The organism is Citrobacter amalonaticus (assembly GCF_037053465.1).
GTDB lineage: Bacteria > Pseudomonadota > Gammaproteobacteria > Enterobacterales > Enterobacteriaceae > Citrobacter_A > Citrobacter_A amalonaticus_H.
The window spans coordinates 195,336-208,162 of record NZ_JBALIF010000006.1 but is presented as its reverse complement, the minus strand read 5'-3'; the positions used below and the strand labels follow the sequence as shown (position 1 = coordinate 208,162).

13 protein-coding genes are annotated in these 12,827 nt (G+C 51.3%); 7 read left to right on the top strand and 6 right to left on the bottom strand.

Going from position 1 to position 12,827, the window contains the following annotated elements:
* Positions 1-104 precede the first annotated feature (104 nt).
* Entirely contained in the window at positions 105-284 is a 180-nt protein-coding gene (locus WB371_RS12455) for a helix-turn-helix domain-containing protein (RefSeq protein ID WP_420704047.1), read from the bottom strand.
* 184 nt (positions 285-468) lie between these two features.
* Here WB371_RS12455 and WB371_RS12450 point away from each other — a divergent pair, with 184 nt between their 5' ends.
* Complete coding sequence (locus WB371_RS12450; protein ID WP_336220380.1) at positions 469-1,806, top strand: glycoside hydrolase family 10 protein; 1,338 nt, start codon at positions 469-471, stop codon at positions 1,804-1,806.
* Here the strand turns inward: WB371_RS12450 and WB371_RS12445 are convergent.
* Together WB371_RS12445 and WB371_RS12440 are read right to left on the bottom strand one after the other, a co-directional pair.
* Positions 1,803-2,537, bottom strand: a complete 735-nt coding sequence (locus WB371_RS12445) for a MerR family transcriptional regulator (RefSeq protein ID WP_336220379.1) — start codon at positions 2,535-2,537, stop codon at positions 1,803-1,805. The genes WB371_RS12450 and WB371_RS12445 overlap by 4 nt on opposite strands.
* Positions 2,538-2,687: 150 nt before the next feature.
* Entirely contained in the window at positions 2,688-3,908 is a 1,221-nt protein-coding gene (locus WB371_RS12440) for a diguanylate phosphodiesterase (RefSeq protein ID WP_336220378.1), read from the bottom strand.
* A gap of 340 nt (positions 3,909-4,248) precedes the next feature.
* Here WB371_RS12440 and ycgZ point away from each other — a divergent pair, with 340 nt between their 5' ends.
* Genes ycgZ through WB371_RS12425 form a run of 3 tightly spaced genes read left to right on the top strand, consistent with a single transcriptional unit; the run spans position 4,249 to position 5,155 of the window.
* The gene (gene ycgZ, locus WB371_RS12435) at positions 4,249-4,488 is read left to right on the top strand and encodes a regulatory protein YcgZ (protein WP_336220377.1); all 240 of its coding nucleotides are present in this window, start codon (positions 4,249-4,251) and stop codon (positions 4,486-4,488) included.
* A gap of 50 nt (positions 4,489-4,538) precedes the next feature.
* Positions 4,539-4,844, top strand: coding sequence for a hypothetical protein (locus tag WB371_RS12430; RefSeq protein ID WP_336220376.1), 306 nt, complete (start codon positions 4,539-4,541; stop codon positions 4,842-4,844).
* Positions 4,845-4,888: 44 nt separating this feature from the next.
* Complete coding sequence (locus tag WB371_RS12425) at positions 4,889-5,155, top strand: biofilm development regulator YmgB/AriR family protein (protein WP_336220375.1); 267 nt, start codon at positions 4,889-4,891, stop codon at positions 5,153-5,155.
* 197 nt (positions 5,156-5,352) lie between these two features.
* Here the strand turns inward: WB371_RS12425 and WB371_RS12420 are convergent, their stop codons facing one another.
* From WB371_RS12420 to WB371_RS12410, 3 genes are all read right to left on the bottom strand, one after another.
* A complete protein-coding gene (locus WB371_RS12420) occupies positions 5,353-7,284 on the bottom strand; it encodes a methyl-accepting chemotaxis protein (RefSeq protein WP_336220374.1) in 1,932 nt (643 codons plus the stop codon).
* A gap of 154 nt (positions 7,285-7,438) precedes the next feature.
* Positions 7,439-7,768, bottom strand: coding sequence for an acid-activated periplasmic chaperone HdeB (hdeB, locus tag WB371_RS12415; protein ID WP_336220373.1), 330 nt, complete (start codon positions 7,766-7,768; stop codon positions 7,439-7,441).
* Positions 7,769-8,007: 239 nt separating this feature from the next.
* Positions 8,008-8,439: an OsmC family protein gene (locus WB371_RS12410; protein ID WP_336220372.1), complete on the bottom strand. Its 432-nt coding sequence runs from the start codon at positions 8,437-8,439 to the stop codon at positions 8,008-8,010.
* Between the two features lie 228 nt (positions 8,440-8,667).
* On the opposite strand from WB371_RS12410, the gene sra reads away from it, so the two are divergent.
* From sra to WB371_RS12395, 3 genes are all read left to right on the top strand, one after another.
* Positions 8,668-8,811: a stationary-phase-induced ribosome-associated protein gene (sra, locus tag WB371_RS12405; protein WP_336220371.1), complete on the top strand. Its 144-nt coding sequence runs from the start codon at positions 8,668-8,670 to the stop codon at positions 8,809-8,811.
* A 170-nt stretch (positions 8,812-8,981) separates the two neighbouring features.
* Positions 8,982-10,679, top strand: coding sequence for an NAD-dependent malic enzyme (locus WB371_RS12400; protein ID WP_336220370.1), 1,698 nt, complete (start codon positions 8,982-8,984; stop codon positions 10,677-10,679).
* 308 nt (positions 10,680-10,987) lie between these two features.
* Entirely contained in the window at positions 10,988-12,700 is a 1,713-nt protein-coding gene (locus WB371_RS12395) for an ABC-F family ATP-binding cassette domain-containing protein (RefSeq protein ID WP_336220368.1), read from the top strand.
* Positions 12,701-12,827 lie beyond the last annotated feature (127 nt).

Here is a 12,827-nt window from a genome sequence, read left to right as displayed (position 1 = left end):
TGTATTCTTCTGCAAATCCATTGGCCGCTTCCTATAGTACAGATTCCCTTAAGCCTGAGTTCCTTAACCAGTCGGTCCTGAAGGGTGACGCTGGCAACAGACGGTTACCAGTGCGGCCACGACTCTGGTTGTTCATGCCTGCCAAGCGGTCCGAGTTGACGATAGCGTTTCAGCAGTCGGCTGCAATGACGTGGTGTAATGCCGAGCATCTCCGCAGCCTGGCCAGGACGCAGATTGCGATCGATGACATCCTGAAGGATTTTGAGGCGGTTGATTTCTTTCACGTTGAACATCCCGGCGTATGTATAGCCATAGAAAACTCCTTGTGATAAGTGCGCATAATGTATATTATGTTAAATTAGACGGCCCGACAGCCCATGAACTTGCATTCCCTGCTCTCCTGCTTGACTTAACACCGATTCGGGCCACAATAATTTCTCTTTGGTGATAATCGGAAAACTGGCGTATATGGATATCGGTTCTCGTGGCTTTGTCTTTTGTGGTCGTGTTAGTAAAATCAGCGCATTGATGGCCGCAGCCATTTTGTTTGCGGGTTGCTCATCAAAACCGCCCGTCTCTCTGGTGTCGCCACCTTTATCAACCCCCAGTTCGCCTGCTAAAGCGCAGAAAATGAAACAACCGGTTCGCGGTGTCTGGCTGGCGACGGTTTCCCGCCTCGACTGGCCGCCCGTGCAATCGATCAATGTCGGTAGCGCATCGACGCGTATTGCTATGCAAAAAAAAGCGTTAACCGACAAGCTCGATAATTTACAGACGCTGGGTATTAATACCGTTTTCTTCCAGGTGAAACCGGACGGCACGGCCCTTTGGCCTTCATCCATTTTGCCCTGGTCAGATATGCTTACCGGCAAAATCGGCGAAAATCCGGGCTACGACCCACTACAATTTATGCTGGATGAGGCACATAAACGCGGGATGCTCGTTCATGCCTGGTTCAACCCTTATCGCGTTTCGACCAATATTAAACCGTCGACAACCACTGAACTTAACCGGACCGTATCACTTCAACCTGCGAGTGTGTTTGTTCTGCATCGCGACTGGATCCGTACCGCGGGCGACCGTTATGTGCTTGACCCCGGCATTCCGGAAGCGCGCGACTGGATCACCAGCATTGTTGCTGAAGTGGTGAAACGTTATCCCGTTGATGGCGTTCAGTTTGATGACTACTTTTACGCGGAATCCCCTGGCTCTGCCCTCAACGACAGTGTCACCTGGCAGCGATACGGTCAGGGATTTGCTTCAAAAGCAGACTGGCGGCGGCATAACACCCAGCAGTTAATCGAACAAGTCTCGCGCACGATCAGACAAATTAATCCTGATGTAGAATTCGGCGTAAGTCCGGCAGGCGTCTGGCGCAACCGTTCACACGATCCTGCCGGGTCTGATACCCGCGGCGCTGCGGCGTATGATGAATCTTACGCTGACACCCGACGTTGGGTTCAGCAGGGACTGCTCGATTATATCGCCCCGCAAATCTACTGGCCCTTCTCACGCGATGCGGCCCGCTATGATGTGCTGGCAAAATGGTGGGCGGATGTGGTGAAGCCGACAAAAACGCGGCTCTATATTGGCGTTGCCCTGTATAAGGTGGGTGAACCGTCGCGCAATGAACCTGACTGGGCGGTGAATGGTGGCGTTCCGGAACTCAAGAAACAGCTCGACCTGAACGAATCAATGCCACAAATTAGCGGCACGATTCTGTTTCGTGAAAATAATCTGAATCAACCGCAAACACAGCAGGCCGTCAGTTACTTACGCAATCGCTGGGCGGTCGCGAATCATTAACTGTCAGCGTGCAGAGCAACGCTATATCCCTGCTCTCGCCAGCTTGCCAGTTGCTCTTGTTGACGTCGTGACGGTGCTTTGCCTATCCAGACAAAAATATCCTGTCCCGGGAACATCTCGGGACGGGGTGATTCAAGAGGCTCAGGAAGAACATGAATGTTCCATCCCTTGTGCGCCAGTCGCCATGCTTCAAGCCAGAGTCGCGTGCGATCCTCTGCATCCCAGGAAATCAAAAACGCTTCTTTATCAGCATGCTGACGCAAATCAATCAGCCGCGACACGACATAATCAATCAGAACGCCATCCAGCAAACTTCCCATAATTCGCGCCGTGGCCTGTTCAAGATTGAGTCGTTGACGGACAGGAACAAGGATATGGTCGATGACATCATTAACGGGCAACGTTTCGCCCAGTTCGCTAATGCGCATACGCAGTTTGTCAGGATTAATGCGGCGAAGCAGCGCCATCACCTCTTCCTGCAATGCCAGCCAGCCATCATGCGCTGCAATGTGGTTCTCTTCCAGTAAGGCTTTGACCTTGCCGACAGGGATACCACTTTTTATCCAGCGTTTAATTTCTTCGATGCGCCGGATATCGTCTTCATCAAACTGACGGTGCCCCCCTTCACTGCGTTGAGGTTTCAGTAATCCATAGCGTCTTTGCCAGGCGCGCAGTGTGACGGGGTTGATTCCACATCGTTCTGCTACATCACCAATACTGTAATAAGCCATAGCATCCCTCTTACTGAAAACCGTCTTTCCTTTTATAAGTTAACCAATGCGGTCACACTGTACAAATATAATTTATCTGTACAGTGCTCTGTACGGCATTTTGCTTAGTGATTGCTGGTCGGGAAAAATGTCACTGAATTTAACAAGAGATTAAAGATCGGTGGTTCTCTCTGGCCAGCAAATGGGGGAAACCCCTTCCAGTCGCGGGCTGGCGAATAAATGTCCCTGAAACTGGCTGATCCCCGCCGATTCCAGCCACATCCATTCTTCGGGTTTCTCAACGCCCACCGCCGAGACGGCTATTTCCAGTGACGAACAGCATCTGACGATAGCCTGGACGATGGCCTGACGAGGACCACTTTTGTGCACATCGCCGACAAGCGCGCGGTTAATCTTAATACGATCCGGTTGAAACTGCGTCAGTAGCGAAAGTCCGCCAAACCCGGCACCGAAGTGGTCAATGGCGACACTGATCCCTGCGCTTTTGAGCTGTCTCACGGCTCCCGTAAATTCATCTAAGCGTGATATCACCTCGCTTTCCGTAAACTCGACGGTTACCTGCTCTGCCACCAGTCCATTACTTTCAATGGCATGAAGCAGTGTTTCTACCGCACCGGGAATGTTCACCAGCGTCATAGGTAAAAGATTAACAGAGAGCGCCAGATCGTTAAAACTGAGCTTCCCGGCAACGGCGAATGCTACTTTTTTAGCTTCAAGATCCGCTTCATAAAGCGCTGTGCCCGTCAGTTCTGCAAACCAAACCTCTGGTCCCTTGCCGTCATGGGTTCTGACTAAGGCTTCCAGGGAGACGATCTGGCGGCTGAACGGATCAACAATTGGCTGAAAAGCAAACCGACAGGCCGCGTTATCGGTTCTCCCGGACGTCTCGTGTACCCATCCCTCTCCGTCAGCAATGAATTCCCAGGTGTTGGCGGGAGGGATCTCAAAATAGTTCTCTGTTTCAGTAGATTCGACGAATGTCCGAAAGAACTGAAGCGCCCGGTCGTTAAAGGCGAGCTGATACTTTGTCGTCCCCTTATCGAGTACCGTTTGCAGAACGTCTTCCCGGTTGTGCTCCCTGAGGTCAAACAATTCCATCCCCACTTTCCCAAAGCGTCGTGATGGAGCGTAGTCTCGCATTAACTCCACCAGATTGTGGTGTCGGTTATCGTTACAAATGCTGTTATAGATAGACAGCACCCCCTCCTCCGGTCCCTCAAGCAACTGGAAAAAATGGTTACCATTGAATAACAGAATTCCGGTGACGTTTGCGCGTTCATTGTTACTGCTGGCGGTGACGACCATCTCCTGCACAGCACTAAAAGAGAGGTTGTGGCATATATGACTACGGTAAATGACCGTGATGAGCATGAGTTTTCCAGACAGGTAGAAGTGAAAAAACACCCTAACAGAACATGTTCTGTCAGTCCCGTAAAACTTCACCAGTAGGTAACACTTTGTTCACAAAGAAAAATCCCCATCTTCTTCTGTGCAGATTTTTTATCTGTATGTAAAAAATCACCGCGAATATTGTACAAATTGAATGCAGGATTAAAAGTCACATTTGATAGTGTAACATTATGATATTTAACAAATAGCACAAATCGATAAAAATTAGTATGCTAATTTGTACGCGTTCTGTGTACATGTTTTCTATAGTTGTATAACTTAAATAACAACTTTATTGATTATTGAACAACGGGAGTCACAAATGCATCACAACAGCACCCTTTCCGATTCAGCAAATGCGATTGCTCAGTACTTCAATAAAGCTAATCTGCCGACTCAGCAGGAAACCCTGGGTCAAGTTGTGGTGGAAATCCTCACCGACGGCAAGAGCCTGAACAGGAAATCGCTTTGTACAAAATTGCTGAGTCGTCTGGAGCAAGCGAACAGTCAGGAAGAGGAACACCACTATCACACGCTGATCGGTCTGCTTTTTGATCGTTAGTGGAGGTTCACGCCGACCGCACTATTCAGGCGGCAACCAGAGATGCAGTTATGAACAGAAGTGAAATTGAGCAACTGACAGATGAAATTATCGGTGAAGCCGTATTAACGCTGCTGAAAAACCATAGCCCCATTAGCAGCCAGGCGTTGATTATCACGCTGGGAAATATGGAGGCTAATGAAAGCGACAGCAAACGGTGTGAAGCCATACGGAGCGTCATTGCTGAGGTCAACATGATGATCTCACGCCGACGTAAAGATGCACGTGTATCAGATTCAAATGCAGAAAATAAACCGGGCAATGTGCTACAGCTATTCGGTTCACGTGGGCCAAATAGCGCAAAAAAAATGCACTAGCCTCTCTCTCATCAACATTACGGTAAAAGCGCATGAGACAAGCAATGCTTAAACAGTCCGATTTTTACGCAGCTCTACCCGACACAGCTATGTCAGAGTTCTTCCGCAATGCTGGCGATCGCCTTGCGGATGAGTCAGCCGTTTTAGAAAACGCTATTAGCAGTATTCTGGCCTCTGACGGGCACATTACCCATAAGTCGATTATTTTGTGGCTTGTTCATGAGCTGGAAACAACGAACAGCGTTGTGAATGCGGATATCCTGCGCAAAACGCTGGAGATTGTCGTGGGCTATACCATGGACGATATCTGACAACTCATTGACATCGCTGATGGCTCATACCAGAACGCCACCACCTTCTGGTATGAGCATGTTATCTCTGACCGTTCACCGCCCTGCCTGTGCTTATTATCCCGCTGTTCCCGTTCTTCCTTTTCCGGCTTGCCTTTTGTATTTCACATAAAGTCAGCTCCGGTGAGACAGAGACTCACCGGGCCAGTCTCAATGTGTTACGGCAGTTTGAACGAGGATACCTGCGCTGCCAGTTCTTCCGCTTCCGCTTTTAAGATTTGCGTCCGCGCGGCGGCATCATCAATTAACGACGCGTTTTGCTGAACGGTACTGTCCATTTCCGTGACCGCGAGCGTGACTTCCGCGACGCCTTTACGCTGTTCTTCACCAGCGATGCGAATCTCTCCCATCAGTTGGCGCACCTGACGAACGTGGCCCACCAGCTCCTGCAAGCGATCGCCGGCGTGATGAATGTGCTGACTGCTGTCATCAACATGTGATACCGACTCATCAATGAGGGCTTTTATCTCCTGCGCGGCGGTGGCACTGCGTTGGGCAAGCGTTCTTACTTCGGAGGCAACAACGGCAAATCCCCGTCCGGCATCACCGGCCCGGGCGGCTTCCACCGCCGCATTCAGTGCCAGAATATTGGTCTGGAATGCAATACTGTCGATTACCGAAACAATTTCGACCATCCGGCCCGATGAGGCACTGACATTATCCATAGTCGAAATGACCCCCTGCATCACTTCACCACAGCGATTAGCGGTTTGCGCCGTATTTTCTGCAAGTTCGTCCGCCAGTTGCGTATTGCTTGTATTTTGATGAACGGTCGCATTGAGTTGCTCCATCGCAGCCGCGCTTTCTTCCAGGGCTGCTGCCTGCTGGGTCACACGAGATGACAGTTCGGTATTACTGTCGGCAAGACTCACGGCGTTATTTGCCACGACTTCACTACTGCTGCGCACGGTTAGCATAATGGCGGCAATTTTATCGACGAAGAGGTTAAACGCTTGCGCAATGGCCGATATTTCATCTTTGCCTTTTACGTCTAAACGACGGGTCAGGTCTCCCTCGCCCTGCGCGATATCGTCCAGCGCGCGACGTGTGTCATCAAGACGAGAAATGAGCCGACGGACAACCATCCATGAACCCACCAGCAGCAACGTCATAACAGGAATCAACACTTCCAGGACATCACGCATCATCACTTTTGCCAGCCCGACAATCCGCTCTTGCGGCGTCACCAGACCTATCACCCAACCGGTGTCAGCCATAGGGAACAACATCACGCGTGAAGGTACATTGAGAATTCCGTCGTGTACAAGTGTCACGGAAGCAATCTCAGAGGTTGCACTGCGCAGCGAGTTTAAACGTTGAGCAACCGGCGTAAGCCATTGCGAAGCCTTCACCAGCTCAGCGACGGTTTTGAACGAATCCTGTTCGTTGTGCGGAAAATAGAGAATCTGCCCCTGCTTATCGACAACAAATGCATACCCGCCCGTCTGCCCGCCCTGTTGCTGCATAAAACGGGCAACATTATCGAGACGAATATCCGTCGTCGCCACACCGGCAAACTTCCCTTCCTGCAAATAAGGGATACTACAGGTCACCATGTTGATCCCGGAGATAGCATCCTGATAAACATCAGACCAGACGCAGGTATCCTGCGAATGCCCTTTCGCTCCCTGATACCAGCTTTCACCGTGATAACCGTTGCCGCCCGGTGCATTATATTCATCGGAAAAGACGAGTTTATTGTGCGTATCACGCGCCCAGAAAAAACTGCGGCGCTCAATGCCTGGGGTAAACGCATCCGGTTCAGGCCAGATCCCGCCTCCGGTGATAATCGAATTATCAGCATCGCCGAGTAGATGTGGCACCACGGCGCGATAAAGCGCTTCATCGTTCGGCAACACCTCTGCCAGCCGCGACAGCGTGACGGTTTCACCCTCAATTCGGGAAAGTACGTTGCTGAGTTGGCGCGTCAGGCCGTGCCCGGTCTCCTCAATTAACGCCGTATTGATGTCAACGACGCGAGGCTGCCCGCGCCAGAGCATAGTCACAACTATGAGTAATGTCGTTACCGCAAGTAACGCAATCCCCCCGAGTGTTAAACGTGTAGAAATACGAGACGGATACCAGACCATATAAACATCCTTTTTTTCAGGCTAATTTATATTCAGTATCGGCACGCATTATTAGAGCTTTAAACAAAATCCACGATTGACAAAAATGATGGCGTGACATTGTCACAAATAGCAAAACCCAGCACTCAGGCTGGGTTTAAATAAGATCTTAATCTTATTTGCTTAATTCTTTTTTAATTTCGTCTTTTATTTTAGTTAATTCGCTCTGCGGGTGTTTTTTGCAAATATCAACCGTCAGCGGAACGGCGGTGGTAACCGTTTCATCAAAGGTGACATAGTCGCCGCCTTTAAAGTCTTCATCTTCGTTCAAAACCCAGAAGGCAACCGGCGCCATGGTCTGAGGATTCAGGTCGATGAATTCCTGGCAGCTCATATTTTTAGGTGTAACGTCAGTTTTAGCGTTAGCAGTGGCTGCATTTACACTGACACTGGTCAATAGCGCTGCGACTAAAATACCGGCAGTAGAAAGGGAAAATTTGTTCATTATTATTACTCCGTTAATGATATAAATAACCTCTACATGAGCGCTTTAAACCGTTAATGTAGAACGAAGAGAATAATACCCTTCCCCTCACAGAAATAAATACACGCACACTTGTTATGGCTGTTTTTGATATTTCGCGATACCGATCCTGATGTTTGATGGTTATTTCACCGCGATAGTAGGAGCGCCTCTGCGTGTATGCCCGGTCAGCTAGTGTGTATGACCGGGCAAACCAGCGGTCAGGACTTCAACTGGTAATCGAGGGTAATTTCGGCGTTAAGCACCTGCGACACCGGGCAACTGGCCTTCGCTTTCTGAATAATGCCGTCAAACGTCGTGGCATCGATACCCGGTACTTTCACTTCACTGTGGAGGGCAATTTTCGTGATGGCAAAGCCTGTATCGACTTTATCCAGCGACACGTCCGCCGTAGTGTCGATAGCATCCGGCGTGAAACCCGCCTCACCAAGCATTAACGAGAGCGCCATCGAGAAACAGGCCGCATGCGCGGCACCAATCAGCTCTTCCGGGTTGGTGCCCTTCGCCCCTTCAAAACGGGTATTGAAACCATAAGGCTGCTGGTTCAGCACACCGCTTTCTGTCGAAACGGTTCCTTTACCGCGTTTGATGTCGCCTTCCCAGTGTGCCTGACCTTTCTTATGGATTGTCATTATTACTCTCCTTTTTGTCGTCGGGACTACAAGTATAGGATGCTCACGCTGTTTCGTGACAGATAACAGAGGCTTCTTAATTTCCGGGTGAAACATTGACCTTTCAGACAATTTGTCCGACCATCAACCAGGTTGGTAGCCTGTGCTACCGACGATATTAAGGGTTGTATTTCGTCCAGCGTCACATGGACTCATCCTTGAAACCATTAACAGGATTAAGGAGTTAGAATGAAATCGAACCGTCAGGCCCGTCATATTCTTGGACTGGACCACAAAATTTCCAATCAGCGCAAACTGGTGAGCGAAGGTGAAAAATCCAGCGTGGTGAAACATTCAACCGGCAGAAAACGCCACGCAGACAGTAAGAAGTAACCTGACAGCCCGAATATGACGATAAACACCATCGCAACCGCGATGGTGTTTTTGCTTACAAAAGCCTTTATCCATTAGCAATGCTTTATACTCTGTGCCCGATACCCTGGTGGAATGGCAGCATATTATAAAAAGCGCCAGGGACGTATCGTCAAAAAAGAGTGAGTGACATGGAAACCAAAAGCAAAAAACTGCGTTCCCTTTATATCCCTTACGCTGGCCCTGTACTGCTGGAATTTCCCTTACTGAATAAGGGAAGCGCCTTCAGCATGGAAGAACGCCGTAACTTCAACCTGCTGGGGTTACTGCCGGAAGTGGTCGAGTCAATCGAAGAACAGGCGGAACGTGCCTGGATCCAGTATCAGGGATTTAAAACCGAAATCGATAAACACATCTACCTGCGCAATATTCAGGATACCAACGAAACCCTGTTTTATCGGCTGGTGCATAACCATCTCGAAGAGATGATGCCGGTTATTTACACCCCAACCGTTGGTGCCGCCTGTGAACGCTTCTCTGAGATTTATCGTCGTGCGCGCGGCGTGTTTATCTCTTATCAGAACCGTCACAATATGGACGACATCCTGCAAAATGTACCGAACCATAACATCAAAGTGATCGTGGTGACCGACGGTGAGCGTATTCTTGGTCTTGGCGACCAGGGAATTGGCGGGATGGGGATTCCTATCGGCAAACTGTCCCTTTATACCGCCTGTGGTGGGATCAGCCCGGCGTACACCCTGCCCGTCGTGTTGGATGTCGGGACCAACAACCCGCAACTGCTCAACGACCCACTCTATATGGGCTGGCGTAATCCTCGCATCACTGACGACGAATACTATGCGTTTGTCGATGAATTCATTCAGGCCGTTAAACAGCGTTGGCCGAACGTTCTGCTGCAATTCGAAGACTTCGCACAGAAAAACGCCATGCCGCTGCTGACCCGCTACCGCGACGAAATCTGCTCTTTCAACGACGATATCCAGGGCACCGCAGCCGTCACCGTCGGTACGCTGATTGCCGCCAGCCGTGCGGCGGGCAGCCAGCTCAGCGAGCAGAAAATTGTCTTCCTTGGCGCAGGCTCCGCCGGTTGCGGTATCGCTGAACAGATCATCGCCCAGACCCAGCGTGAAGGATTGAGTGAAGAGGCCGCCCGCCAGAAAGTCTTTATGGTGGATCGCTTTGGTCTACTGACCGACCAGATGCCGAATCTCCTCTCCTTCCAGACTAAACTGGTGCAGAAGCGCGAAAACCTGCAAAGCTGGGACATTGATAACGATGTGCTTTCCCTGCTCGATGTGGTGCGTAACGTCAAGCCGGATATCCTGATTGGCGTGTCCGGACAAACGGGACTGTTCACCGAAGAGATCATCCGCGAAATGCACAAGCATTGCCCGCGCCCTATCGTGATGCCGCTGTCTAACCCCACTTCGCGTGTGGAAGCCACGCCGCAGGACATCATTACCTGGACGGAAGGCAATGCGCTGGTTGCCACCGGCAGCCCGTTTGCGCCTGTGGTCTGGAAAGAGAACGTTTATCCCATTGCCCAGTGTAATAACGCCTATATTTTCCCGGGAATCGGACTGGGTGTGATTGCCTCCGGCGCCTCCCGCATTACTGATGAGATGCTGATGTCTGCGAGTGAAACGCTGGCGCAGTACTCGCCGATGGTGCTTAACGGTGAAGGTCTGGTACTGCCGGAGCTGAAAGACATTCAGACCGTTTCCCGCGCCATTGCTTTCGCAGTGGGTAAGATGGCGCAGCAGCAAGGTGTGGCGGTGAAAACCTCCGCCGAAGCGCTGTTACAGGCGATCGAGGAAAACTTCTGGCAGGCGGAATATCGCGATTACCGTCGCACCTCCATCTGACACTCTGCCCGGTGGCGCACGCTGCCGGGCCTTCCTCCTTGCGTCATCCCGCCTCTTGCGTTTACACTTTCACCATCGATTAACATTCGGATAAATAAAAGGAGGATACTTATGCTGTACTGTGAACGTTTGATCGTTTCACATGCTTTTGGCGATCGCCAGTGCTCAAGCGTTATCGGTATCGTGCTGCGATAACTTCTGCTTGAGCGAAGCTACCTTCTGAATTCCCCTTCTCTCGGGCTTACCGGGTTATCGTCAGCGATGTTTGACGAGGCGTTTTGACGCCTGTAACTCTTGAGTAAGCAACAATGAGCACATTACTAACCGCGCAATCTCTCCACGTTGATACGGCGTTTGGCACGCTTTTCGACGGCCTGACCTTTACCCTGAAAAAAGGCGACCGTATTGGGTTAATCGGCGATAACGGCTGTGGCAAAAGTACACTGCTGAAAGTTCTCGACGGCTCGATAGCCCCGACCAGCGGAACGCTCGCCGTAGCGAATCACTGCCACCTTGCCCGCGCTGAACAGCATTTGCCCGACGAAATTCTGCCGCTGACGTTGCAGGAGGCGGTGCTGGCGCAACTGCCTGAACAGGATCGCGCCGGACAGCTCTGGCGGATCGAAGCCCTGCTCGCACAGATGGGTTTTCGTCCACAAGATTTAACCTTAACGGCGCAGACCCTGAGCGGCGGTCAGCATACGCGACTGCTGCTGGCCCGCGCACTGATGCGTAATCCGGATCTGTTACTGCTTGATGAACCGGGTAACCATCTGGACCTGCCTACGCTTTTGTGGCTGGAGCAGTTTTTACAGCACTGGTCCGGCAGTTTTGTCGTGGTGTCTCACGATCCGCAGCTTCTGGATGCCGTGACTAATGGAACGTGGGTCCTGCGGGATCGCACCCTGCATGGCTTTGCACAACCCTGTAGTGAAGCCCGTCAGGCTCTTGCACAGCGGGATGCCAGCGATGCATTGCGCTATAAAGCGGAACAAAAGGAGATCGATCGCGTCACCGCCAGCGCTAAACGACTGGCAACCTGGGGTCAGGTGTATGACAACGAAGACCTCTCCCGTAAAGCCAAACAGATGGAAAAGCAGGTTTCTCGCCTGAAAGCGGTGCAAACGGAACTGACGGCAGGAAGTCCGTGGACGCTAACCTTGCACGGCGATGCGCTGCGCGCCGATCGTCTGCTTGAAATGGCTAATCTGCCGGTCAAACCGGCTCCGGAGGCTTCAACGCTGTTTAACATTGCCGGAATTCGTCTGAAAAGTGGCGATCGAGTCGCCATTGTCGGACGTAACGGCTGTGGTAAATCGTCGCTGTTGAAGCTCATCTGGCAACACTATCAGACCGCACAAACGTCGGCCTCACTGGTGCTGCATCCTCGCGTTTCGCTGGGCTATTACGACCAGACGTTGCATCAACTTCCGGATGATGCGACGTTGTTCGATGCCCTTGAACCCTTCGCCCCACCGCCAGATATTCGCAAAATGGCGCTGATCGGCGCGGGGTTCCCTTGGATACGCCATCAACAAATGGTGAGTACACTAAGCGGCGGCGAGCGCTCGCGCCTGCTGTTTGTTGGGTTGTCCCTGGCACGTTTCAGCCTGCTGATGCTCGATGAACCGACTAACCATCTGGATATGGAAGGCAAAGAAGCGCTGGCGCAGACATTACAAATCTTTGAAGGCGGCGTGTTGCTGGTCAGTCACGATCGCCAGCTCATTCGTCAAAGCTGTAATCGCTTCTGGTTTGTGGATGGGGGGGAACTGAGCGAATGGCACGATCTGGACGCGATGAATGCCCGAATCCGCGAAACCGTTGTGGAACCGCTCTCTGATGATAAGGCGGCTGTGCAGGGTGTTGCTGAGCAGGCTGATGAGAACGCGCTGCTGGAGAAACTGATCGCGCTGGAACAGCGGCTGGCGGACGATCTGGCGCGTAAACCCCGACACCAGAAGCCACAGTTGCAGGTGCAATGGCGCAAGGAAATTGCCGACATCATGGCGCGACTTTAACCCTCAACGCCCGGTAGCGCACTGTTTACCGGGCATTTTGCGTAACGCTTTCCAGAATTCATCCCCTCACCTTTTCTCTTGTTTTGTTTACCCCGACAATTCGCTAAACCGTGGCGAAAGTTGTTGC

Excerpts from the sequence above, each read along its gene's own strand:
- sra (WP_336220371.1), top strand. The coding sequence starts at position 8,668 with ATGAAATCGAACCGTCAGGCCCGTCATATTCTTGGACTGGACCACAAA.
- WB371_RS12400 (WP_336220370.1), top strand. The coding sequence starts at position 8,982 with ATGGAAACCAAAAGCAAAAAACTGCGTTCCCTTTATATCCCTTACGCT.
- WB371_RS12425 (WP_336220375.1), top strand. The coding sequence starts at position 4,889 with ATGCTTAAACAGTCCGATTTTTACGCAGCTCTACCCGACACAGCTATG.
- hdeB (WP_336220373.1), bottom strand. The coding sequence starts at position 7,768 with ATGAACAAATTTTCCCTTTCTACTGCCGGTATTTTAGTCGCAGCGCTA.
- WB371_RS12420 (WP_336220374.1), bottom strand. The coding sequence starts at position 7,284 with ATGGTCTGGTATCCGTCTCGTATTTCTACACGTTTAACACTCGGGGGG.
- ycgZ (WP_336220377.1), top strand. The coding sequence starts at position 4,249 with ATGCATCACAACAGCACCCTTTCCGATTCAGCAAATGCGATTGCTCAG.
- WB371_RS12450 (WP_336220380.1), top strand. The coding sequence starts at position 469 with ATGGATATCGGTTCTCGTGGCTTTGTCTTTTGTGGTCGTGTTAGTAAA.
- WB371_RS12440 (WP_336220378.1), bottom strand. The coding sequence starts at position 3,908 with ATGCTCATCACGGTCATTTACCGTAGTCATATATGCCACAACCTCTCT.
- WB371_RS12395 (WP_336220368.1), top strand. The coding sequence starts at position 10,988 with ATGAGCACATTACTAACCGCGCAATCTCTCCACGTTGATACGGCGTTT.
- WB371_RS12430 (WP_336220376.1), top strand. The coding sequence starts at position 4,539 with ATGAACAGAAGTGAAATTGAGCAACTGACAGATGAAATTATCGGTGAA.
- WB371_RS12410 (WP_336220372.1), bottom strand. The coding sequence starts at position 8,439 with ATGACAATCCATAAGAAAGGTCAGGCACACTGGGAAGGCGACATCAAA.
- WB371_RS12445 (WP_336220379.1), bottom strand. The coding sequence starts at position 2,537 with ATGGCTTATTACAGTATTGGTGATGTAGCAGAACGATGTGGAATCAAC.